25 protein-coding genes are annotated in these 23773 nt (G+C 42.1%); 23 read left to right on the plus strand and 2 right to left on the minus strand.

The genetic code is table 11. The features are described 5' to 3' along the window. The first annotated feature begins 51 nt into the window (after positions 1 to 51). From BUC20_RS26005 to BUC20_RS26020, 4 genes are all read left to right on the plus strand, one after another. On the plus strand, positions 52 to 540 hold the full coding sequence (locus BUC20_RS26005) for a DUF4112 domain-containing protein (RefSeq protein ID WP_073235063.1): 489 nt from the start codon (positions 52 to 54) through the stop codon (positions 538 to 540). Positions 541 to 551: 11 nt separating this feature from the next. Further along, on the plus strand, positions 552 to 1181 hold the full coding sequence (locus BUC20_RS26010; RefSeq protein WP_073235066.1) for a hypothetical protein: 630 nt from the start codon (positions 552 to 554) through the stop codon (positions 1179 to 1181). Positions 1182 to 1294: 113 nt separating this feature from the next. Continuing rightward, positions 1295 to 1861, plus strand: a complete 567-nt coding sequence (locus BUC20_RS26015; protein WP_073235069.1) for a serine protease — start codon at positions 1295 to 1297, stop codon at positions 1859 to 1861. Between the two features lies 1 nt (position 1862). Beyond that, a complete protein-coding gene (locus BUC20_RS26020; RefSeq protein ID WP_073235072.1) occupies positions 1863 to 3431 on the plus strand; it encodes a flotillin family protein in 1569 nt (522 codons plus the stop codon). Positions 3432 to 3513: 82 nt separating this feature from the next. Here BUC20_RS26020 and BUC20_RS26025 read toward each other — a convergent pair whose 3' ends face one another. Then, a complete protein-coding gene (locus BUC20_RS26025; protein ID WP_073235075.1) occupies positions 3514 to 4350 on the minus strand; it encodes a hypothetical protein in 837 nt (278 codons plus the stop codon). Positions 4351 to 5030: 680 nt separating this feature from the next. Between BUC20_RS26025 and BUC20_RS26035 the strand changes: the two genes are divergently transcribed. The 16 genes from BUC20_RS26035 to BUC20_RS26115 all read left to right on the plus strand — a co-directional run bounded on the left by BUC20_RS26035 (position 5031) and on the right by BUC20_RS26115 (position 18694). Next, positions 5031 to 5468, plus strand: a complete 438-nt coding sequence (locus BUC20_RS26035; RefSeq protein ID WP_073235081.1) for a hypothetical protein — start codon at positions 5031 to 5033, stop codon at positions 5466 to 5468. A 227-nt stretch (positions 5469 to 5695) separates the two neighbouring features. Next, the gene (locus BUC20_RS26040; RefSeq protein ID WP_073235083.1) at positions 5696 to 6403 is read left to right on the plus strand and encodes an NUDIX hydrolase; all 708 of its coding nucleotides are present in this window, start codon (positions 5696 to 5698) and stop codon (positions 6401 to 6403) included. Between the two features lie 108 nt (positions 6404 to 6511). Next, complete coding sequence (gene prs / locus BUC20_RS26045; protein ID WP_073235086.1) at positions 6512 to 7351, plus strand: ribose-phosphate diphosphokinase; 840 nt, start codon at positions 6512 to 6514, stop codon at positions 7349 to 7351. Positions 7352 to 7377: 26 nt separating this feature from the next. Beyond that, a complete protein-coding gene (locus BUC20_RS26050) occupies positions 7378 to 8829 on the plus strand; it encodes a nicotinate phosphoribosyltransferase (RefSeq protein ID WP_073235089.1) in 1452 nt (483 codons plus the stop codon). Between the two features lie 5 nt (positions 8830 to 8834). After that, entirely contained in the window at positions 8835 to 9713 is an 879-nt protein-coding gene (locus BUC20_RS26055) for a hypothetical protein (RefSeq protein ID WP_073235092.1), read from the plus strand. Between the two features lie 2 nt (positions 9714 to 9715). Then, a complete protein-coding gene (locus BUC20_RS26060) occupies positions 9716 to 10657 on the plus strand; it encodes a hypothetical protein (RefSeq protein ID WP_073235095.1) in 942 nt (313 codons plus the stop codon). Then, positions 10654 to 11823, plus strand: a complete 1170-nt coding sequence (locus tag BUC20_RS26065; protein ID WP_073235098.1) for an adenylosuccinate synthetase — start codon at positions 10654 to 10656, stop codon at positions 11821 to 11823. Before BUC20_RS26060 ends, BUC20_RS26065 begins: the two co-directional genes overlap by 4 nt. 143 nt (positions 11824 to 11966) lie before the next feature. After that, the gene (locus tag BUC20_RS33980) at positions 11967 to 12125 is read left to right on the plus strand and encodes a hypothetical protein (RefSeq protein ID WP_159441164.1); all 159 of its coding nucleotides are present in this window, start codon (positions 11967 to 11969) and stop codon (positions 12123 to 12125) included. Positions 12126 to 12424: 299 nt separating this feature from the next. After that, positions 12425 to 12844 carry a hypothetical protein gene (locus BUC20_RS26075; protein WP_073235103.1) on the plus strand — a complete coding sequence of 140 codons (420 nt, stop codon included), beginning with the start codon at positions 12425 to 12427 and terminating at the stop codon, positions 12842 to 12844. Between the two features lie 93 nt (positions 12845 to 12937). Then, positions 12938 to 13408 (plus strand): DinB family protein, encoded by a 471-nt coding sequence (locus BUC20_RS26080; protein WP_073235105.1) that lies wholly within the window; start codon positions 12938 to 12940, stop codon positions 13406 to 13408. Positions 13409 to 13574: 166 nt separating this feature from the next. Next, positions 13575 to 14183, plus strand: a complete 609-nt coding sequence (locus BUC20_RS26085) for a hypothetical protein (protein WP_073235107.1) — start codon at positions 13575 to 13577, stop codon at positions 14181 to 14183. 4 nt (positions 14184 to 14187) lie between these two features. Beyond that, positions 14188 to 14916, plus strand: coding sequence for a hypothetical protein (locus BUC20_RS26090; protein ID WP_073235109.1), 729 nt, complete (start codon positions 14188 to 14190; stop codon positions 14914 to 14916). A 7-nt stretch (positions 14917 to 14923) separates the two neighbouring features. Then, complete coding sequence (locus tag BUC20_RS34130; protein ID WP_200801038.1) at positions 14924 to 15823, plus strand: tetratricopeptide repeat protein; 900 nt, start codon at positions 14924 to 14926, stop codon at positions 15821 to 15823. Beyond that, positions 15824 to 16282: an NUDIX hydrolase gene (locus BUC20_RS26100; protein WP_073235112.1), complete on the plus strand. Its 459-nt coding sequence runs from the start codon at positions 15824 to 15826 to the stop codon at positions 16280 to 16282. 36 nt (positions 16283 to 16318) lie between these two features. Then, positions 16319 to 17341, plus strand: a complete 1023-nt coding sequence (locus BUC20_RS26105; RefSeq protein WP_073235115.1) for an alpha/beta hydrolase family protein — start codon at positions 16319 to 16321, stop codon at positions 17339 to 17341. Positions 17342 to 17596: 255 nt separating this feature from the next. Continuing rightward, positions 17597 to 18694 carry an acyltransferase family protein gene (locus tag BUC20_RS26115; protein WP_073235121.1) on the plus strand — a complete coding sequence of 366 codons (1098 nt, stop codon included), beginning with the start codon at positions 17597 to 17599 and terminating at the stop codon, positions 18692 to 18694. A 9-nt stretch (positions 18695 to 18703) separates the two neighbouring features. On the opposite strand, the gene BUC20_RS26120 is transcribed toward BUC20_RS26115, so the two are convergent. Continuing rightward, positions 18704 to 20656 carry a sensor histidine kinase gene (locus BUC20_RS26120; protein WP_073235124.1) on the minus strand — a complete coding sequence of 651 codons (1953 nt, stop codon included), beginning with the start codon at positions 20654 to 20656 and terminating at the stop codon, positions 18704 to 18706. Positions 20657 to 20785: 129 nt separating this feature from the next. Here BUC20_RS26120 and BUC20_RS26125 point away from each other — a divergent pair, with 129 nt between their 5' ends. Genes BUC20_RS26125 through BUC20_RS26135 form a run of 3 tightly spaced genes read left to right on the plus strand, consistent with a single transcriptional unit; the run spans position 20786 to position 23771 of the window. Further along, entirely contained in the window at positions 20786 to 21385 is a 600-nt protein-coding gene (locus BUC20_RS26125) for a Crp/Fnr family transcriptional regulator (protein WP_073235127.1), read from the plus strand. A 38-nt stretch (positions 21386 to 21423) separates the two neighbouring features. Continuing rightward, entirely contained in the window at positions 21424 to 22812 is a 1389-nt protein-coding gene (locus BUC20_RS26130) for a TolC family protein (protein ID WP_073235130.1), read from the plus strand. 8 nt (positions 22813 to 22820) lie between these two features. Then, on the plus strand, positions 22821 to 23771 hold the full coding sequence (locus BUC20_RS26135) for an HlyD family secretion protein (RefSeq protein ID WP_073235134.1): 951 nt from the start codon (positions 22821 to 22823) through the stop codon (positions 23769 to 23771). The last annotated feature ends 2 nt before the right edge of the window (positions 23772 to 23773 follow it).

Consider the following 23773-nt stretch of genomic DNA (forward strand, 5'->3'; position numbering starts at 1 on the left):
GATATTTTTTAGTTCGTAAAACATTTTACTAAAGATTGCGTTTTTACTAAAATGTCAAGAATCACCACCCAGCATCAGCAGGAAATTCCCGATACACCTACCATCAGGACGGTAAGGAAACTCTCTTACCTTATGGACGAACAGTTTCGTGTTCCGGGAACGAAATTCCGCTTCGGACTGGACCCGATACTCAACCTGATTCCTTTCGCGGGGGATTTTGCCGGCTTTATCATTTCCGGTGGTTTGGTTCTGGCCATGTCCAGCAAGGGCTTAACGAGTAAAATCGTGGTGTTGATGTGTCTTAATATTTTTCTTGATGCCACTATTGGTGCTATTCCGGGGATCGGTCAGATTTGGGATTTCTTCTTCAAATCCAATACGAAGAATATGAAACTCATGGAAGAGTATTACCATGAGGGAAAACACCAGGGGAGTGGTAAGAATACCATCTTTCTGGCTTTGGGAGTGCTGTTTACCATCTTTATTATACTTGTCGTGATCCTTTGGTACGTGCTTGCCTGGATCATCAGTTTGTTTTAAATCAATGCCATATGAAAAATAAAAGTCTGTTCATTTCCACCATTGTTTTCTTTCTACTGGTTTGTGGAAATTATTGGCTGGATGATTTCTTTAAGAAACACGAACTTCCCTTGCTTTTCGTTGCTTACGCAAGCTTATTGATTATTGTATTCATTGTTCTTTTGATTAGCCTCCTGTTTCAGGTCAAAAGGTTGTTCCGGGAGTCCTCCTGGAGTAAGTCACGGTTGTTCTTAATAGGGACCATGACCTTCACTTTGTTTTTTACGGTATGGAGTTCCTTCGGCTTTTTGAACCTTAAAAAAGTCAGAAGTAGAAATGTGCTGATTGCCAGAACAGAGGATTCATCGCATGGGATGAGTGTGCTTAAGCTTAAAGAGAATAAACATTTTATTTACAGGAGTACCTGTTCCGGAGGGAGCAGAGTAATGGGGACTTATTCCATTGTCGCGGATACGATCAGATTTAGTGGTTTTGACCGGAAAAACGGGCTCCCCAACTTCAAGTACGGAATCATTAAAATAGCGAAAGCTTTAAATAGCAAAGTGAATACAGAAGTGATCTCCCTGTATATCGACGATAACCATGCTGCTAAACGCCCTTTGATGGTGATGTTGAACAATGCGATTCATTTAAGAGATTAATTTTTCATCCTGAGGCTGGAAGCTTTATTGATCATTAACCCCCTTCGTTCTTCCAGTAATCTTTGTATGATCTAAAATTTCCATTTGTGTAAAAAAATACTATTTTTACACAAATGGATTATTTCAACGCTCTAGAACCTTTTCTCAGAACCCTTTGGTTCATCGCCATCCCTGTAAGCTTGGTTTTCGCTGTTCAAAGTGTCATGACCTTTATGGGCTTTGATGGCGCTGATGGGGTAGATACTGATTTTGATGGCAATATCGATCATCCTGATGCCCCTTTTCAATTGTTCTCTTTCCGGAACCTGATCAATTTTCTTCTAGGTTTAAGCTGGACGGGTATTTCTTTTTATCGGTTGATAGAAAATAAAACTTTGCTGCTTACCCTATGTGTTATTGTGGGGGTAGGGTTCGTGATGTTGTTTTTTGTCATCATCAAACAACTTCAAAAGCTTGGAGAAGACAACACCTTTAAAATTGAAAGCACCCTGAAAAAGAAGGCTACCGTGTACCTTCGCATCCCTGCCGAAAGGAAGGGGACAGGCAAGATCCAGATCAGTATCAATGGTTCATTCCGGGAGATTGATGCCCTTACCGATGGAGAATTAATCGAAAGCGGATCTACCGTGATCATCACTAACATACAAACTCAAAACCTCGTACTAGTAGCTAAAATTTAACATGGAAAACGTATTACAGTCTCCTTTAACCATTATTCTCGTCCTTGTTGTTGTACTTTTCGTCAGCATTTCCGCCTTAATTGCCCGCTACAAAAGATGTCCATCCGATAAAATTCTGGTGATCTATGGTAAAACCGGAGGGACCTCCGCAAAATGTATTCATGGTGGTGGTGCTTTTGTATGGCCGGTAATTCAGGATTTTGCTTACCTGGATCTTAAACCCATTTCCATTGAAGCCAATCTGATGAATGCCCTGAGCCGTCAGAACATCAGGGTCGATGTACCTTGTCGTTTTACCATTGCCATTTCTACAGAAAGCGACAGCATGAACAATGCTGCTGAACGTTTATTGGGAATGACACCAGGTGATATTCAGGAGCTTGCTAAGGACATTCTTTTTGGTCAGCTGCGTTTGGTGGTGGCCACGATGACGATCGAGGAGATCAACTCCGACCGTGATAAGTTTTTAGATAATATCTCTAAAAATGTGGATGCAGAGCTTAAAAAGATCGGTCTTAAACTGATCAACGTGAATGTTACGGATATCAAAGATGAATCCGGATATATAGAAGCACTAGGTAAAGAAGCTGCAGCAAAAGCAATCAACGAAGCTTTGATCAGCGTTGCAGAACAAACAAAAATCGGGGAAACAGGTAAAGCAATTGCCGACCGTGAGAAAGATGTTCAGATTGCAGAAACACAACGTGAACGCGATGTGAAGATTGCAATTACCCAAAAAGACAGAGAGATCAGCATTGCTGCTGCAGCTAAAGATGAAAAAATCGGTAAAGCTGAAGCAGACAGAGACAGCCGTATCAAAATGTCGGAAGCCAATTCCCTGGCAGTTCAGGGAGAGAATCAGGCAAAAATAAACATTGCCAGCTCTGATGCCTTGCGTCGTGAGAAAGAAGCGGAATCCTTAAAAATTGCCGTTTCAGCAGAAAAGGTTCAGCAGGCACAGGCGTTGGAAGCCGCCTACCTGGCAGAGCAAAAAGCGGAGCTCGCCCGTTCTGAACGCGAACGCTCTACCCAGATTGCCAATATCGTGATCCCTGCTGAAATTGCTAAACAAAGAACAATTATTCAGGCACAGGCAGATGCGGAAACAATCAGAGAGAATGCGAAAGGGGAGGCCGATGCGATCTATGCAAAAATGGAAGCCGAAGCAAAAGGTTTATATGAAATCCTGACCAAACAGGCCGAAGGATATAAACTCGTGGTGGAAGCTGCCGGAGGAGATCCTACGCAGGCCTTCCAGCTGTTGTTATTAGAGAAACTACCGGAATTGGTAAGAACGCAGGTAGAAGCGGTTAAAAACATTAAAATCGACAAGATTACGGTATGGGATTCTGGTAGTGGCAATAATGAGAATGGAAATTCTTCGACTGCAAACTTTGTTTCAGGCATGATGAAAACCGTTCCGCCATTAAACGACCTGTTTAATATGGCTGGTTTAAACCTGCCTAACTATTTAAAGGGAACGAATGAGCCAGAGGCACCGGTTGTGGTTCCTCCGGTAGTGATTGTTCCGCCTGCTAATTCAGATACTGATCAGGCTACTCCTGTTTAAGCGATAATAGTAATATTATATAAAATAAGAGGCCGTCTTCATGCATAATGAAGACGGCCTTTGTGTTTTGGAGTATCATGGATTATCCGAAAATATCCTCTCCCTTTAGTATTTCTTTATACACCTTATTCGATACATCAAACTCATTGTGTTTGGAATAGTGATGAGGTTTAAAAACGAAATTCTCCTTATAAAGCGCATCCACCTTGCCCATTTCGTCTTCATCCAGATCATCAAAATCGAGATCGCCGTTTTCAATATCCTCCATTAATTCAAAATATTTAATGCCACTCTCTCCGCAGGCAATAGGTTCAGTATCGCCTAAATTGCCAATATCTATGCCCAGGTCTTCCAGTGAGGTATCGATATCTTCTCTGCTCAGATTAACGTAATAATTAAAATCAGGGAGATTTAAATTGCCCTTAACGGTTAAGCCAAAAGATGCTATATATGCATGTGCTGCCGCAAAGTTTCCAGCACAGGCAATGCGTCCACATTCCGTATTTACGGCATAAAAAGCTTTTTTTACCTCAATATTGCCTAGTACAACGATATCTGATAAGGAGCTGATTACCACATTTTCTGCCGTTAAATTTCCGGTCACATACAGGCATATCGGATATCCGGCATCTGTTCCGTACATATTGATATGACGATTGACATGGAGGTTTCCTATCACCAGAATTGCCCTGTTTTGAGGCTGATCCAATCCATGCCCCAAAACAGTCAGGTCTAATTCGTCCATCATAACATCACCTTCATACACTGCAAATGTATTTGTTGCCGGATCCTCATATACTGCGGAATCTGTTGGGTTATTAGCTAAATATAGTCCGGAACTGTAGTCTTGAATGTTTAAACCAAACCGGCTTTCAATTTCAGGAAAAGGCACAACGATGTAATTTTTTTGCTCATTCATAGGACGGTAATTATGGTAATGTTTTAAATAATAGAATAAAATTAGTCAAACGAATATAATTATATATTATTAATAATTCTAGCCGCCAGGTCTAAATACGATCAGAGCTGTCCAAAACATTTTTGATACTCAAAGAAGGTGATTTTTTACGATGATTAAACCGAGTTTTGTCTTCTTACTAAAAAATCAAGGCTCCTATTATCCGTCAAATATGCTGATCTGAGTATTTTCATGCTGCTGATTTGTAATATAAAAAGGAAGATGTCCGTCATAGTTTTGGCCTTCCAATTGAAATTATTGGTCAGAAACAGGTATTCTTTGCCGGTTGTGCTGTCCAAATAACGAATTAGTCGCAATTTACCCGGGTAGTGCTTTGCCCCAACGTAATTTCTAAGACTAATATGCTGTTCTTCAAGTACTCGATCAGCCTTAAGTCCAGCCACTGCGAACTGCTGGATTACCGGGAACGGGGGGACTACATTGGCAAGAAGGTTGTCCAAGGAACTTAAATATTTATATTTACGGGTTGATTGTATTGAAAGTCCGTTTGTTTCAAGGAATGCCAAAGTTGGACAAGAGGCTGAAGGATATGAGGCATTGATAAATTTAGCTTACGAAAATCTTAATCTGGGACGCAATGGCATTACTAATGTAAGATTTGAAATAATACCTTAATTATTATGAAAATAGAAAACGTGCTTCTTCCCGGAAAAGAAGAATTTGATTTTAGAGAGTATAAATACATTTATATTCAAAGTAGTAATGGAAAAATTACAAAAGATAATTTTGTCAACATAGTTGCTTCTGCTAATTCGCCTTTAATCCCCAAAAATGGAGGTGTTTTAAGTGAAAATTTCATTATAATTACTCCAGATGATAGATATTTCTATGGATTGTCATACTCCAAAGATTTAATTGGATGGAGGCAACAGATTGAAAAAGGTGTATCAATACTTAATCTGGATATGGGTGAAATTAAAAATGGGGAGCATTTTTCTATAATTAATGGAGAAAACTATAAATTGGAAGATTGTCAGTTTGAACGTTATAATTTTTATGATGAAACAGGTAATTTAATAAAACTCAATACTCCTGTAGAAAAAGAAAAAATACTATAAAAAATCAGACCATCTGAAGTGACAGTCTGATTTAATTTTAACTTCGACTGGGCCACTTACCGCCGCTGCAAGGGTGCGGTAAAACTGCGTACTCGATCTTTCTCAATTATATAAGAAACATAGACCTTTACCTGCTTACAGGGATTTATGGTTATTGACTACTGTTTTTTTCTTCTTTTCCAATTCCCCGATTAATGTTATTACTTTGTAGCAAGCTATCTCTACAAATGAATAAAACTACGCCTGCCATTAAACAAGATATAAAAGTTAGTGTTGATGCCATTGTTTTTGGTTACAATCAGGAAAACGGGATCTCCGTGCTGCTGATCAAAAGAAAGATCGAACCTTTCATTGGCCAATGGGCATTACCTGGTGGATTTGTGCATAATGAGGAAAGCCTGGAAGCAGCCGTAGCGAGAGAGCTGCAGGAAGAAGCAGGGGTGTCCATCAAGTACCTCGAACAACTTTTTACTTTTGGCAAACCAGACCGCGATCCCAGAACCCGCATCATCTCTGTGGCTTACTTCGGACTTGTTAAATCGGCTGATTTCAGCCTGTTTGCTTCCACAGATGCTTCCGAAGCCGCATGGTTCAATATTTATGACCTGCCCACACTGGCATTCGACCATCAGGACATCGTAGGTAAGGCCATCGCCCGGTTAAGGGCAAAGATCACCTACGAACCCATCGGTTTTGAGCTCCTTGATGCCAAATTTGTCTTCTCCGATCTGGAGCAGCTTTACATGAAATTATTAGGACATAACATCGACAGGAGAAACTTTAAACGTAAAGTGATGTCTTTAGGTCTGGTTATTGAACTCGATGAAAAGGCACCATCAGTAGGGGCCGGCCGACCGGGGAATCTGTATTCCTTCGATAGTGAAAAATATAAACAACTTAAAGTCAATGGTTTTGATCTTAATAAACTCCTTTAGTATCAGTATGTTATGGATTTTAAAATTAATTTGTGTAAAATAAACACAAATTAATTTGCATAAGAAAAAATAAAGACTTTAATTTGTGTCATCATAACGCAAATAGATATGAAAGTATTAAATTTATCAACCGGATTCAAGCCCTTCGATTCTTCACTGGAAGAGATAGAAAGCAACAGCTTTTTATTTAGCGGAGGCGAAGTACACATCAAATTACAGGACCGTGCAGAAGAAGTTTTGATTTCTGCCAGACTGAACGATTCCAACGAAGTGATGAAGTTGTTACTCGCTGCAGATGCATTACGCAGGAACGGCAGTAAAAGCATCAGTGTATTCATTCCTTACCTTCCTTATGCCCGTCAGGACAGGGTGATGGTAGGAGGAGAGCCACTATCCATCAAGGTGATGTGCAACCTGATCAACAGCTGCAACTTTGAAAAAGTATATGTATTTGATGTACACTCAGAAGTTTCTCTTGCCTTACTGGACAACTGCGAACTGATCACCAATTATAGCCTGGCGAAACAAGTGCTGAGCAGTCATGCCGATTACCTTCTGGTATCTCCTGATGCAGGTGCTCTTAAAAAGATCTATAAACTGGCCGAAGCCCTGGCTTACCACAATGACATCATCCTTTGCAACAAGGTCAGAGATGTGAGCAATGGAAAGATCAAACAGATCACCGTTGATCAGGACGACCTGGGCGGCAAAGACTGTTTCATCATCGATGATATCTGTGATGGTGGTGCCACCTTTGTAGGAGTGGCCAAAGAACTTAAAAAACGCAACGCAGGTAAAGTCAGCCTGATCGTTTCCCATGGCATCATGTCTCATGGAGAAGCAGAACTGGTAGACTGGGTTGACCATATCTATACCACAGACTCTATTAAAAACGACAGCTCAGACCTGATCAGCAGAATTCCGCTGGCCGACCTGATCGAATTGTAATCCAATTTAACTTAAAATCTAACACGATGAAAAATATCCTTCTTCAAACCGACGTTTACAAAATGGGCCACATGGAACAATATGCTCCAGGTTGCAATAAAGTATATTCTTACCTTACCGCACGCAGCGATAAAAACTTTGATCAAACCGTTTTCTTCGGACTTCAATATTATATCAAACAATATTTATCTGAGCCGATCACTCCGGAAATGGGCGAGGAATTCCTGACTTACCGCAAACTGATCCTGGGCAGCAATTCTCCGGAGATCGAAAGCAAAATCAGGGCGCTTTGTCAGCTGGGGTATTTGCCAGTAGAAATTAAAGCGGTAGAAGAAGGAACGATCATGCCGGTTAGAAACGTGCTGATGACGATCACCAATACCCATCCTGATTTCTACTGGGTAGTTGGATTTATGGAAAGCTTATTACTGAAACTCTGGTACACGATTACCGTAGCCACCTGCAGTCATGAGTACCGTAAAATCGTGACCCGCTATTTCAACGAAACAGACGAGATCGAAATGGAAGCAGCCAAAGCTTTTCAGGTTCATGATTTCGGCTACCGCGGAGATGCTTCAGAAGAAGGAGCAGCGATCAGTGGGGTAGCCCATTTGCTGTCTTTCCTGGGAAGTGACAATGTGCCTGCCTTACCTTGTGCGGTAGAATATTACAATGCAGACATTCAGGGCCCTCCAATCCTGCTTTCTGTTCCTGCAAGTGAACACAGTGTGATGTGCTCTTTCGGAAGAGAAGATGAGATCGGTGCTTTCCGTCACATGCTGGAACTGTATCCTACAGGAATTGTCTCCATCGTATCCGATACTTTTGATGTGTACAAAGTGCTGACTGAATTTGCAGAAACCCTGAAAGAAGACATCCTGAAAAGAGACGGAAAAGTAGTCTTCAGACCAGACAGCGGAAATCCGGAATACATCATCTGCGGTAACCCTGAGGCAGAAGAAGGAAGCAACGAATGGAAAGGTGCCATCCGCTTGTTAGATGAGAAATTTGGTTCTACGCTAAACAGCAAAGGATATAAAATATTAAACCCTAAAGTAGGCCTGATCTATGGTGATGGCATGTACATCGAAAGGTACCTGAGAACCCTGGAACGCCTTAAAAATATGGGCTATGCAGCCAGCAACTTAGTGATCGGTGTAGGTGGGATCTTAAGAAACCACAGTCGTGATACCCTGGGTTTTGCCATCAAAGCCACTTATGTGGAAGTTAACGGAGAACCAAGAGAGATTGAAAAAGATCCGATCACTGATCATAAAAAGAAATCACTGAAAGGAATGCTGTGCCTGATCAAAGATGGGGATACTTACGAAACTAAAGATCAGTGTACTCCTGCAGAAGAAGCAGCATCTTTACTTCAGGTGGTATACCGCGATGGAAAACTGATCAAAGAAACCAGTCTGGAAGAGATCAGAACACTGATCAACGTACAGGAACAGGTAGCTGTGGCCCAACTCTAGAAATCATGGAAGCGCAACTCCTCCTCCGGAAAATCCTCAGCTCTGCTAAAGCAGAAGAAATCCTGAGCATCCGAAATTATAAAAAGGAGTATTCAGCAATGGTAAAGTTACTGCATCCTGATGTATGTACTTTACCATTGGCAGGGGATGCCATAGCCAGAATTAACAGCTACCGCAAGGAGATGGAAAAATACCAGCAAGGCGAAGATGATGGAGGGTCCTTTAAATTCCTGACAGAAAACGAGGTTTTGTTTACTGGTGATCCGGAGCTGCTGCAGCGTTCTTATCAGAATTATCAGTTGCTGATGAATCTGAAAGATGAGAGCCTGAACCACTTTAAAAAGTACCTGCCGCAAAGCATGAGCTTTAAAGATGGATCTTTACTCGTCACTACGGAGTCGAGGACATTGCCGCTCACTGAGTTGCAACTGAAACCTGAGCATACCAACTGGATTTTAAACCGGATGTATGAACTGATCTCCTGGATGCACCAGATGGGCTACGGACACCTTGGGATCAACCCCGAATCCGTGTTTATCGTTCCTGAAACTCATGGTATTGTCTGCATGTCTTTCTACCACATGTGCAAACTGGACACCAAACCGGAAAGCTTGTCGGGAAAATACCTGAACTGGTATCCTGCAGTGGTGTTCAAGCAAAAGAAAGCCATCCAGTACCTGGATACCAGTCTGGCACAACGAACAGCGATTTATGCCATGGGAGACCGCTCAGGCAATGGAATTGTCCTGAAGAAAACCGTCAATGAACAATTGATAGACTTCCTGATTGCCCCTCATTATTCCAGCTTTCAGGCTTATCAGGACTTTAAAAAACTATTACTCCAACTTTTTGGAAAACCAATGTTTCATCATTTAAATATTTAATTATGGGATACACAAGATGGTCTGATGATGCTTATAGCTATCTGAAAGACAGCCGCACCAATTCAAGTGTGGATGATATTTTTGCAAATAACAGAACCGGAATGGCATCAGATAAAATGCTGCCTGCAGGAGTTAAATATAGAGAAAGCAGGGATTCAGATATTCACCCGGACTCCCTATCCATTGCCGTATTTCTGGACGTAACCGGAAGTATGGGCAGGATCCCGGAGGTGCTGGTCCGCGAGAAGCTGGGTTCCTTAATGAACACGCTGATCAATCATGGCATCGAACACCCTCAGATCCTTTTCGGAGGCATAGGGGATCACCTGACAGACCGTTATCCTTTACAAATCGGTCAGTTTGAAAGCGGAACAGATGAGCTGGATAAATGGCTGACCGAAATCTATCTTGAAGGTGGCGGCGGCGGACAAAATAAAGAATCTTACCTCCTGGCCTGGCTCTTTGCAGCCAGACATACCAGCTGCGACTGCTTTGAAAAAAGAGGGCAGAAGGGCTTCCTGTTTACCATAGGCGATGAGTCGAACTGGGATCAACTGGAAAGACAACGCCTGGAACAGATCATGGGATACCCTGAAGCCGTAACCCTCACGGATAAGCAGTTGCTGGAAGAAGTGCAACGCAGTTACCATGTGTTTCATATCCACATCAATGAAGCTTCTTACAAAGATGATCCAAAGGTCTTGGGCTACTGGAAAGGAATGCTGGGTGAACGTCTGATCATCCTGAATGATTACAATGCAATTGCCGAAACCATTGCAGCAACCGTTGCCATGATCCAGGGAACCGGACTGGACGAGGTGTTAAAATCATTTGACCAGCACACCGCAAAAACCGTAGGTAGCGCCTTACTGAACATCAATAAAACCGGACTGGCAACCACCGACGATAAAAAAGGATTTTTCTCCAAAATATTTAAGTTGTGAAACGCCCGGCCAACATTGTGATTGGTTTAGGATATGGCGATGAGGGGAAAGGACTGAGCACTGATTACCTTTGTGCCCAGTCTGAAAATCCATTGGTGATCCGTTTTAACGGTGGGCAACAGGCAGGTCATACGGTTTGTACTGCCGATGGTAAACGCCATGTTTTTTCCAGCTTCGGTGCAGGAACACTCAGGGGAGCAGGAACGTATTGGTCTGCATATTGCACGCTTTCTGTACCTGCTTTACTTAATGAATACCAGGCATTGCTAAAGATCAATATAAAGCCTCAGCTTTATATTGATCCGACCTGTGCATTGACCACTCATTACGATGTGCTTTATAACCGCCTGCAGGAGCAGTACAGAGGAAATGCCAGACATGGCAGCTGCGGAGCAGGATTTGGAACGACTTTACAAAGGCAGGAGGAAGGCCCCAGACTTAGCGCTGCTCATATGTTAGCGCCTCATAAAGTTTTAGCAAAGCTGGAATCTATCCGGGAGTATTACAGACTCAGGGCTGAGGCCGAATTGGGAATGGATTTCTCTGCATTTGAACACGATAAAGAAGATGAACGCTTTACGGGGTTTTTAGAAGAATTCCGGGATCTTTCAGATCAGGCTTTCTACCTCAGAACAGCCGCTGAAATATTTGCAGATCCCCAATGGGATCAATATGTGTTTGAAGGTGCACAGGGTGTTTTACTGGACATGGACTTCGGAAGTTTTCCGCATGTAACCAGGAGCAATACGACCTCAAAGAATGCGCTGGAGCTGATCAATAGCCATCCTGATGCCATCTCCTCCACATCAATCTATTATGTGAGCAGGGTGTACCATACGCGTCATGGCGAAGGACCTTTCGTGAAACATGGAGAAGCTCTGATTCTGAAAAATAATGAGCAGGAAACAAATGTCTTTAATGACCATCAGGGGGACTTCAGAACGGGGCCACTCGATCTGGATCTGGTAAACTATGCCCTGGTCTCAGATGGTTCGATCAGTAAAGGAATAGAGAAGAATCTGGTGCTGACCTGTGCTGACCAGGTGGAGGAAAGTAATTTGCCTCTGATTGTAAATGGTGTGCTACGGAAGGGGACTGTAAATCAAATTCCAGGCCTTTTAGGGGAAGAATTTAATGGTGTCAGAATCAGTAGGAGTCATTTTTAGATATAGTGGAATTGATATTTGTATTTTTATTATTGTATATAAAAAATTAATTTCTAATTGTAAATTATTAATGTAATTTGCAGTCAACCAATTAAAATTTTTGTATGAATAAGAAATTGAATGCTTCTCTTAGTAGAGAACAAATGAAAAACATTATGGGTGGTACGATCAAAATGAAGGATGAATTACCACTTTGCCCGACTTGCTGGACTCCGAATGGACCTCAATCTAAAGATTGCATCTGGACTGCTTGTGACCCTCTGGGACCTATCCAACCGACTAACCCCAACGCTTTACCTTAGTAAACTACTGTAGAAGTCAACCAACTAAAAACTTTTGTATGAATAAGAAATCGGACGTTTCTCTTAGTAGAGGACAAATGAAAAACATTATGGGTGGCACTATCCAACCAAATGACGATTTAAAAGAATGCCCTTTTTGTTCGGAGTCGATCGATGGTCCTCCTGTATTGTGCTTACGCTGGCGCTGTCCAGACGATCCCATCAGAGTTGAGCCTAATTTGTAATTGAGAGGAATGGGCTGATTTCAATTTGAAAATCAGCCCATTCTCTATTTAGTCCTTTTATATTAGCTTTACGCTATGAAATACCTGTTCTCCTGCGCACTTATCCTAACCTTTATTTTTGCTAAAGCACAAAAACCCGAATCATTTTTACTTGGAAAATGGAAGGTGCTGGAAGTAAGTATTCCTAAAAATGCTTCTGCAATGGAAAAGAAAGCTTTAGAAGTCTTTAAACCAAATTTATTAAAGACCACTTTTATATTTAAGGAAAACAACAGAGGAGAATGTAACCTCTTTTTCGATGGGGTTCCCGTAGAATTAGAAAGTAAACCATCCCCAGACATTTACTGGACTTTTAATCCAAAAACCAGAACCGTTGTGGTCAAAGAATGGAAAAAAAGGTATTCTGTGCTGATGAGTTTTGTGGTCAGTAAAAAGGAAGGAAAGACTTACTTTTCGTTAAATGAATCCACTGTGGTTTTAAGGGTTGCTCAATAGTATCTGATCATACCAAGCGGGAAACGATGTAAAAACAATTTTTAGGGATGAGATGTTGATTAGTTAAGGTTCTATTTATCAATACGATATGTTATGGAAAATTCAATCAAAAGCACGCTCGATCTATTAAAAGAACTTTATATTGGAGTCCACGATGATCAAACCTGGGTCATTGACCGCAAGCCGGGACATGGATTTACTGCTGCGATCGCTACCATCAGCGCCGAACAGGCATCTACACCAATTGTTGAAGGAGGAAGCACCATTGCTGCCCATACCGAACATTTAAGGTGGAGCTTATCTTACGCCATGGAATTTTATAAAGGCAAGACCCCTTCAGCCGATTGGGCGGAGAGCTGGACCGTCCGCGAGGTGAACGAAGAGGAGTGGGAAGAGCTTCAACAGGGACTTCTGGATGCTTATCTGCTCGTCCGGGAAACCATCAGCAAAATTGAAGACTGGTCAAACGATTTTTTGTTTACAGGGACATTGGCCCTGGTTCCTCATGCTGCTTATCATCTTGGATCTGTTAAGCAAATGATGTTGCTGATAAAAAGTAACTAATCATATTTCTTTTTTTTCTAAACGGACAATGTTGGACTGATTATTGTCGGTTTATCTTTCTGTCAGCTAGGTGCTTAGAGTTCCTGCTGTGATGTGAAATTTTTTACCTTTACACTTAATATCTTACTGGAATATTCTGCTGTGATCTAAACGATACGCTTGAATTATGAAAAAAACGACCAAAATAAACCTGGGATGCAATTCCATTTTGAACAACAGCCTATACGGGCTGATGTTTTCTTTAGCAATTGCTTGTACCCCCTCTACACCACCAAAGTCCGCTGAAGAGCTGAAATCCTCTGAAGTACCGAAAACTGTTAATGATCACCTGATCGCTTATATCGACAGCGCTGCCAGCAGGATCACCCGTGCAAATTTTAATGATCAGCACTTCCATGCGTTAACGGACAGCTTTACACGCTATTTTCCGATCAGTGTTTACAAACCAGGTCAGAAAGTTACAGACAGTACTGTATTCGTTACAATGGATAAGAGTAATGATCCCTTACAGGATGATGTGATCACGGTTACTCTGCCAAGACCACTGGGCATGGAGCTCAGTTTTAAGGCGCTTACAGAGCACTTCGGCCCATTGGATCCGGATCCACCGCTTTTCCGGCAACATGAGAATCCTCCTCCGGTAAGCCTCAGTCTGAAAAAGCATTTTAACCCGGCAGCAAAAGGAGTTTCGCTTAGCATCAGTGCTGCACATTTTTATGAAGAAGCTCAAAACCAGATCGTATCTGTAAAAATTGTTAAATCTAAAATAAAGTAATACCATGGCATCTTATCAGCTTACTAAAATACAGGAATATGATGGGCATGGCGGACCCACTTCCCAGGTAATGGGCGGTGACAATCATCCCAAGACCTCTACCACTCCCGGACGTTACGTGGTTGGGGCAATAGAAAAACACGTCAGTTATGGCAAATACAAAAGCTGGTCTGGCATAGCATGGGGTACCGAAATGCGTCTTCTCGGAGATGTCGTGATGGTCAAAAAAGGAGCTTCCTGGATCAAACTCAGCGAAGTCAACTCCGATTGGGGCACATTTAAAGGTCGTGAAAAAGAATTGACTACCCTTATAAAAACCACCTACCAGACCTATTATCAAAAATTTATGGTACCTGATCGCTGGGTGTTTAACGATTTCGGGCATGTCTCCGTTAAATACTACGTAGACCGGAATAAAAACTGGAAAATGGATGGCAAGGAAGGTTTTCTGGGCGATTTTATCCATACCACTCCCGGAGATGAGGCCCGTGTGGCGTTGAAACAACCCATAGTCCTTACGGAGTCGCATGGCTGTATTCATGTCAAACCTTTTGATATTGATACGCTTATCGGTAACGGGTATATCAAAAAAGGACTTTCCATTGAAGTTCACCCTTATACGGAAATGACTGTGGCTAATAACCTGGTCAGGCCCCATGCCAGGCCTCCATATGAAGTCCATTTTTACCCCGGTGCTTTCAAAATTGCGGTATATAGGGTCAGTGAGAAATAATGTTCATATGGATATCGCAGATAAAAAGACCGCCAAAAATTTAGAACGTTTAATGGACGAATCTGAAGGGTATTGGGCGGAAGAAGATTATGCGGGATTTGTTCAGGCTTATCTGAAAGCCTGGGATATGCTGCCGGTTCCTAAAGAAGAATATGATGACAGTTATCACCTTGCAGAAGGACTGGCAGAAGGTTATCTTCTGCTGGGAAATCATAGCGAAGCGATGAAATGGGCTGAAATTATGAGCCACTGTGACCTGGAAAGACTGGACGACGGTGAACGGGAGTATGTCATGGGTAAGGTCCTGTTTGAAAGTGGAGATCTGCAAAATGCAAAAGAGAAATTTGCAGTGGCGATGACCAAATCCGCAGGTAGGGCTTTCATCAGTGGCCCTGAAAAATACACTGAACTTTTAAAAAAGAATGACCATCAGCAGCTTCAAATAAACAACAACATAGAACAAAAACAAGGAGAGCCAGAAGAACTGGATGATGAATTGTATGAGCAGATCGAAAGCTTATCAGAAGAGGGGAATGAATTTGTAGATGAGGATGATTATGCTGCCGCATTAGAAAAGTTTAAAGAGGCGCTGGTATTGGTTCCCGAACCAAAGACCAAATGGGAAGCCGCATTCTGGCTGTATGCAAGTATGGGTGATATGTACTTGTTTCTGGAAGATTATGAGGCCTCAGCAGATGCTTTTTATTATGCATTAAACTGCCCAGACGGTCAGGAAAGTGGCTTTGTTCATTTGCGTCTCGGTGAAGCATTATATGAGATTAATAAAAAAGAAGACGCGCTGCAACATCTTTTAAGAGCATATATGCTGGAAGGTAAGGAGCTCTTTAATGACGAAGAAGAAAAGTATTATGATTTTCTTAAGAACAATGTAGAAGGGATCGGATAAATGGCAAAGCAAAGTGCAGGCATTCTGTTGTATCGGAAAACCACTAAGGGACTGGAGTTTTTTCTTGTGCATCCTGGTGGCCCTTACTTCCGCAACAAAGACCTTGGATGGTGGACCGTGCCCAAAGGGGAACTTTTACCTGATGAGTTGCCTTTAGATGCGGCGATCAGAGAGTTTGAGGAGGAAACCGGCTACCGCCCGGAGGGGAAGTTTATTGAACTTCAACCGATCGTGCAGAAGGGCGGTAAAGAGGTTTTTTGTTGGGCCGTTGCCGGTGATCTGGACGCAAAAAGAATTACCTGTAATACTTTTGATCTGGAATGGCCACCGAAATCAGGTAAAACCGTTGCCTTTGATGAGGTCGATAAAGCAGGCTGGTTTTGTATGGAGGAATCCGAAAAACACATCAATGAGATGCAGTTTGCTTTTATTAAAGAGCTGAATGCATTGTTGAGTTGATGTCTGTATTGAAGAAAAAAATGCTTAAAATTGAATATGATCAGCAAGCGGATATGGTTAACTATAGTTATCGGATGTTTTATTATCTCGTTTGCTCATGCGCAGACGCGTATCGGTCAGCGGACCTTTAATTTTAAAGATGAACAGCGCAAGCGACCTGTGGTTACTGAACTGTGGTATCCAACCACTGATTCCCTAAATTCATCTGATCAAACCAAAACACCTTTTTTAAGAGAATTTACGGTTCGGGGCGGTAAACTCCCTGCTGATAAATTTCCTTTAATCCTCATTTCACATGGTACCGGCGGTGGCAGGCTCACCTTAGAATGGCTGGCCCAGGGACTGGCTAAAAGTGGCTTTATGGTTGCTGCGGTAGACCATTGGGGCAATACTTTCGACAATAAAATACCTATTGAATTTGTTAAACCATGGGAACGTCCGCTGGACATCAGTTTTGCGTTGAGTTCCCTGTTGAATGATTCAGCTGTAGGAAAAATCATTGATCGTAAAAGAATCGGAGCAGCAGGGTTTTCTTATGGTGGTTATACTGTGATCGCTCTTGCGGGCGGAGTAATAGATTATAAGGTCCTGATCAATTATTATCAAACCACTGGTAAGGCCGAAATTGAAACACCTGAAATGCCTGGAAGTGGCAGGTTTTTGACGGATACAGCATTGTTGAAACAAATGGCGCAGGTGCCAATTTTAAAAGATCAGCGGATCAAAGCATTTTTTTCCATTTCTCCGGCACTGGGTGCAGGATTTACGAGTCCGGAGCAATTCAAAACGGTGAAGAGCCCTGTTTACTTCATAGGCGCTCATGACGATCAGCTGGCTCCGGTTAAAACCAATGCTTTTCATTATCATAAATTGATCAAAGGTTCTGGTTATTTCGAATTCCCTGGAAAAGCGGGGCATTATGTGATGCTCAATGAAGCAAATGAATATGTTCAAAAAGATGCACCTTTATTCTTTACGGATGCTCCGGGAGTAAACAGGAAAGAGGTTCACCTCAAAGTAAGTGCGCTGGCCATCTCTTTCTTTCAAAAGAGCCTGTAATTCGCTGTTTTATATTTCAATGATCAGCTCCTTATTATAGCCGTTATATTTTTCATTAATATATCCGTGTGGATTACAGATTAATTCTGTCTGGTCGATGGTATACCTTGTCCTAGGAAACATAAGTCGCTGAAGTATTGTGTCAGCATTGGCCTTAACGCTGAATGTTTTGCCAAAATAACTGAACATGCAGTACCTGTAAATCGGGATTTTTAATCAACCAAATATTTTCTTTGATTAACCTGAAACCCTAAGATGCTTAAAACTGAGATATTACAAAGCAGACCTCATTTTGTGGTCCTTGATGGATTGCGTGGAACAGCAGCTATTGCCATAGTCGTTTTTCATTTTATGGAAATGATCTATACAGATTATAGCCTCAATTTTATTGGCCACGGTTTTCTGGCGGTAGACTTCTTCTTTTGTCTTTCAGGTTTTGTAATCGGGTATGCTTACGATGGGAGAATAAAAGAGATTGGCGTATGGGAGTTTTTCAAATCAAGACTAATCAGATTGCATCCATTGGTGATTTTTGGTTCAATAATCGGACTGATTACCTTCCTGTTTAATCCCTTTACCGGAGGATCTGTAGATTATAGCCCGGTAAAAATGGTGATGGTTTTCATTTCCTCTATGGTTCTGATTCCTTATCCGGTAATTGAAGAGCGTGGCTTTGCTCTATTTGCATTAAACTCGCCCTCATGGTCCTTGTTTTTTGAATACATTGCCAATATCATTTATGCCTTTTTCTTATTCAGGACGGGTAAAAAAGCCTTGCTTGTTTTAACGATCCTGGCTGCTGTATTTCTCCTTTACATTGGGCATCAATCAGGGACTTTAATTGGGGGATGGGATGGAAAAAGCATCATAGATGGTTGGGCAAGAATTGCCTATTCTTTTCTGGCGGGATTATTGGTTTACCGTTTGGGCTGGATTTTTAAAACCAAATTGGGATTTGTTGGTCTTTCGATACTCATCATCTTTTCTTTTATGATGCCATATCTGAAGTTCAACTGGTTGCTGGAATGTCTGGTCGTTATTTTCTTTTATCCACTGATCATCACTTTAGGGGCAGGAGCAACTTTAACAAAAGGTCTGAAGAAACTATGCGTGTTTTTTGGAAAGATTTCTTATCCGTTATATATGTCACATATTCCTTTCATCTGGTGGTTTGGTGATTATATGAAAATCAATAAGCCAACTGTTCCGGAGCTGGCTATAATTATCTCTGTATCCACACTTTTGTTGATAGGTTTCGCTTACCTGGTAATGGTCGTGATCGATATTCCAATCAGGACATTCCTTAACAAAAAAAGAAAGGAGAGTCTCAGCAGGGAATCCACCAGTAGCTAAGTTTTATCCTTAAACATCCAGTTCAATATTGACTGAAGTTCCTTCACCCATTACAGATCTGATGTCCAGTTTGCCTTTAACATAATTTACCCGGTTATAAATGTTATTCAGGCCAATTCCTTTCGTCTTTTGGGTTGCATCTGTGTCAAATCCTTTTCCATTGTCCTCTACGGTGATCAGGAATTTCTGATCATCCTGAATGCACTGTACAAGGATTTCTGTTGCTTCACTATGACGGATTGCATTCGAAAGCAATTCCTGTATAATTCTGTAAATGTTTACCTGCGAAGCAAGGGTTAGCGATTTGCTGATGCCGTTGGCCAGAAATGCGATCTTTCTTTTATCGTCAGACAATGAGCTGCACAAATCTTGTAATGCTGTTTCCAAACCGGACCTTAACAAGCTCTCTGGCATCATGTTTCGGGCAATACGTCTCAATTCTTCTATGGAATCGTCCAGGTGAATGATCACTTCATTGATGATAGGTGTTTCAGGTTTACGCTCACTGGAAAGTTTGAACTTAATGCCCGATAGGGTTCCTCCAAGTCCGTCGTGGAGGTCGCGGGCCAAACGTGTCCGTTCTCTTTCTTCACCTTCAAGCATCGCCCTGGCCAGCTTGAGTTCCTGTTCTTGTTCTATTTCTCTGAATTGCTGTGCTGCGCGCTTTTTACTGTTTCGATAAAAATACACCAAAAATGCGATGACGAGTAAGAGCACGCCAGTGCCTATGGCCCAAAGCAGGTTGAGTAAACGCTGGTTTTTGTTTTTCAATAAGGCCTGCTGTTTTTCTGCCTGCAGGAGGGTGATCTGTTTCTCTTTTTCCGAGGTCTGGTATTTGGTCTCCAGATCATGGACTTCTCTTACCGTTTGTTCCAGCTTTACGCTATCGCCGTAAGTTGAATATTTTTTCAGGTACTGATAAGCGGTTTTATGGTCTCCCAAAAGTTCGGAAAAATACGCTACATCTTTTGATCCGCTGAGAATCATATCCCCATGCTGATCTTCAATACCCAATTTATAGGTGCCCATTGCTGCATCCCTTGCCTGACGATAGTCTTTCCGGGTTAGCGCAACAATGTTTTTTGCAAAATAAATATCGTATTGATTGGTTCTGCTTCCAAATTCTTTTAGTTCTTTCTCTGCGTTAGAAAGCATCTGGTCAGCCTCTTTAGGTTTGCCTGATCGGGCAAAATAACAGGCCTGATACGCGTAGTATCTGGCTGTAAATGGGGTAGGGAGTGCAATTTCATCGATACACTTCTTCGTTTTGATCAGATATTCGCCCATTCTGCTGATGCTGTCCATTCTGTACATCAATATTGCTCCGGTGAGATAGGGCGATAATTTTGCTTCCGGTTTTTTCTCTTTCTGCTCCGCGATTTCAACAGCTTTGAGCATGTATGGATAGGACTTGCTGTATTCTCCAAGGTTACTAAAACAGGAGGCGATGTTCTGGATCGTCACCTCGTATGCCCAAACCTCCTTCGTTTTTTCGAGCCTTGGCAGATTGGAGATTAACAATTCGGCCGACTTTTTTATAAACCCACTATTTGCATAGGCTGATGACAGGTTATTCGTTGCGTAGATCACTAATTTTAATGACTCCAGGTCGGTTTGATTTTTTAACCGGGACAGTACCCTCTTGTTGTAAAATATACAACTATCCGTATGCATTAAGACGGTATTTATATAACCTAAAATCTGATCCGTGTAGGCTTTATGGTATATGGATGGAGTGCGTTTTGCCATGGCAAGGGATTTATAGGCAAAAGCATAGGCATTGACAGAGTCTCTTTGCATCAGATAGGCTTTGACCATCTTATTCTGAGTGGAAATCCGGGCAGTATCCGTTTTTGCCGCTTTCAGAACTTTGGTCAGGCTATCGATTTTGCCGGGCCCCTGGGCATAAACAAGGGGCTGGAAACTTGCAAAAAAAGCGATCAGAAAAATAATCCTTTTCATTCTATTGGTTAAATGTTTGTGGTCAGGGGTTGTTACTCCCTACAGGACTGCAAGATAGCGAAAAAGAAATTTCTCTCCATTTACCGCATAAAATTGATTATTTTGCAGGTACACCTATTTATATAAAACATGCGCTTACTCACAGAAATCGAAAAAGTGATTCCTATTTCCATGGAAATGGAATCAGCCCTCCGAAAGAAGTTTGTCAAACGGAACGTTTTCAGAACAGAAAGTTTACATCAAACCGGAAAGATCGCCAGAGCGTTGTTCTTTATAGAAGAAGGGCTGATCCGCATTTTTTACCACAATAGTTCCGGCAAAGACATTACCTATGGCTTTTATACCGAAGGGGACTTTATCACCATCCCGGAGAGTTTTTACACACAATCTCCTTCCAAATACCATATGGAAATGCTGGAAGACGGAGAGATTTACGAGGTTTCTTGCACCGATCTGAATCAGCTGTTCAGTGATTTCCCGGAGATGCAAAAGTTCGAAAATAAAACCCTGCAAAGCTTTTTATTAAAGGCCAGTGAGCGCATCGTTGCCCTTCAGTTTCTAAGTGCCGAAGAAAGGTACGATACCCTGATGGAAGCACAACCGAGCATCATCGGGAGAGCACCCCTGGGAACCATTGCTTCTTACCTTGGCATCACTCAGGAAACCCTGAGCAGGATCAGAAATAAGAAAAAAATGCTTTTTGATCCAGATCAAAAGGAAATTGCCTAATTAACCAGACCTTTGCCCCTTCATAAAATTCTTGTGTAATGAAAGCTTTTTTAAAACACATTTTTGTACTCATTATCGGATCTTCTCCTTTAATTCTGCATGCACAGCAATCTGGTCCTCCGGGATTAACAGAGCTGATCGACAGTGCGCTGAATAAGGATCATATGCTTGCCAATAAGCGGCTGGATATAGAATTCTCGAAAATAGACCGGAAGAAACTATCAGAAGTATACCTGCCCAATGCAGATCTGTCTGGTAAATATGCCTATCTCGCCAATGGTGTTAATCTGGGATTACCAGGAACGTCTTTGTTCGACCTGATCAGTATTCCTGAAATCAATTCAGGATTTACTTCCAATGCAAACCTTTTTAAAGCAGACCTCCACCTGAGTAGTGTCTTGTATGCCGGAGGAAAAGTATCGGCATTGAAGAGTGCAGTAGATGCGAAAACAAAAGCACAGACCGCTTTGATGGAGAAAGACCGTCAGCAGATCATTACCGAAATCTCTAAAGCTTACGATCAGCTGGCCTTGCTCAGACAAGTGAAACTCCTGCTGGACAAAAGCCGGGATCGTTACGAAATCAATAAGAAAACTGCTGATAAAGCCCTGAATTATGGGTTGATCACCAAATACGAACATCAGAAAGTAGAAGTGGCACAAGCTACACTTGCTTCTAAAATACAGGAGTACGAAGGAAAAAGAAACCTTTTATTGCATCAGCTGGAAATGCTTACGGGAATCAGTCTGGAAAGATTAGGCCTGATCGAAAATGAACTTTCTCCTGTTAAAACCGTTAATGCCCAGGAAAGCATAGAAAACAGACCGGAATTCAGCGCCCTTTCTGCTGCGATAGAAGCACAGGGCTTTAAGCTGAAAGCGGCACAAACCTGGTGGAAACCGAAAGTACAAGCTGCGGCATCGTTGGGCTATTTAAACCTGTTCGATGTAAATATGAAAGGAAAGCATGATCTGCCTGTGATCGGAAGGTTCAGCAGTCATACAAACAAGATAGAGGTGGCACCAAACTTCACGGTAGGTGTTGGCTTTAAATGGGATATTTTTGACGGAAACAAAGGGAAGCGTGAAGTTCAGCAGGCGAGGATAGAGGTGAAGAAAGCGGAAAATGAAAAAGCCGAAGCTGAAGAAAAGCTGAAACTGAACCTGATCAAAACACAAACAGATTACAACAATTCCAATTCGGAACTGGTGGTCAGACAAAAACAAATGAAGATGGCCGAAAATGCCTTAACACAAGCCGGCAAAGAGTTCAAAACCGGATTGATCAAAGCAGCAGACCTGATTGGTGCAGAAAGCGATTTCCAGAGTGCTGCACTGGATTATCTTCAGGCGGTCTTTAACCAGCGCCGCAATGCAATAGAGTTATTAAAAGCTACAGGTAGCCTGAACCGTTCTACCATTCAATAAAGAAACCTATGATGAACACTTCATTCAAAAGCGTATTATTTGTACTTGTCCTTGCAGCATCTGCCTGCTCGAAGCCCGAAAAAAGTACAGAAGGTAAGATTAAGCGCGAAACCCTGGCCTTTGCGCCAAAGGTGACCGGGCGTGTTTTAAAGATCTATGTGAAAGAAGGCGATTTTGTAAAGGAAGGGGATACTTTGGCGATGCTGGATGTGCCCGAAGTAAATGCAAAACTTTCCCAGGCAAAAGGAGCGGTTAAGGCCGCCGGAGCACAACGCGATATGGCCAAAAACGGGGCAACAGAAAACCAGCTGAAACAACTCCGTGCCAAGAGATCAGGCATCACCGAACAGTTTAAATTTGCAGAGAAATCTTTCAGCAGGGCGAAAGCCATGTTTGCGGATAGCATGATGACCCCACAGGCATTTGACGAAGCTACAGCAAAATATAATGGCGCCAAGGCACAACTTACTGCCGTAAATGCGGAATATAACGAGGCCGAAAAAGGTGTGCGCATCGAAACGCGGACCGCAACTCAGGGACAGGCAGAACAGGCTTTAGGCGTGTTACAGGAAGTAGAAGTGGCCTTATCTGAAAGGTATATCATTGCGACGAATGACATGCAGGTCGAAACGATCAGTCTCCGCGTAGGCGAGCTGGCTACCGCAGGTTATCCTTTGTTCAATGGCTATCTGCCGGCAACTACCTATTTCAGGTTTACCATTCCTGAAAGTAAAATCGCTGCCTACAAAAAAGGCGAAGCGATCGAGGTGACGGTGATCTACAACAAAGAAAAACTAAAAGGAAAAATACAAACGGTTAAACAGCTGACACGTTACGCTGATATCACCGCTGCTTATCCTGATTATGATGTGGAAGAAGGGGTTTATGAAGTGAAAATCATCCCAGACGATCAACAGGCTGCGGAGAAATTACTGGTCAACGCCACCATAATTCTATAATT

Origin of the sequence: Pedobacter caeni, from assembly GCF_900129215.1 — a bacterium.
GTDB lineage: Bacteria > Bacteroidota > Bacteroidia > Sphingobacteriales > Sphingobacteriaceae > Pedobacter > Pedobacter caeni.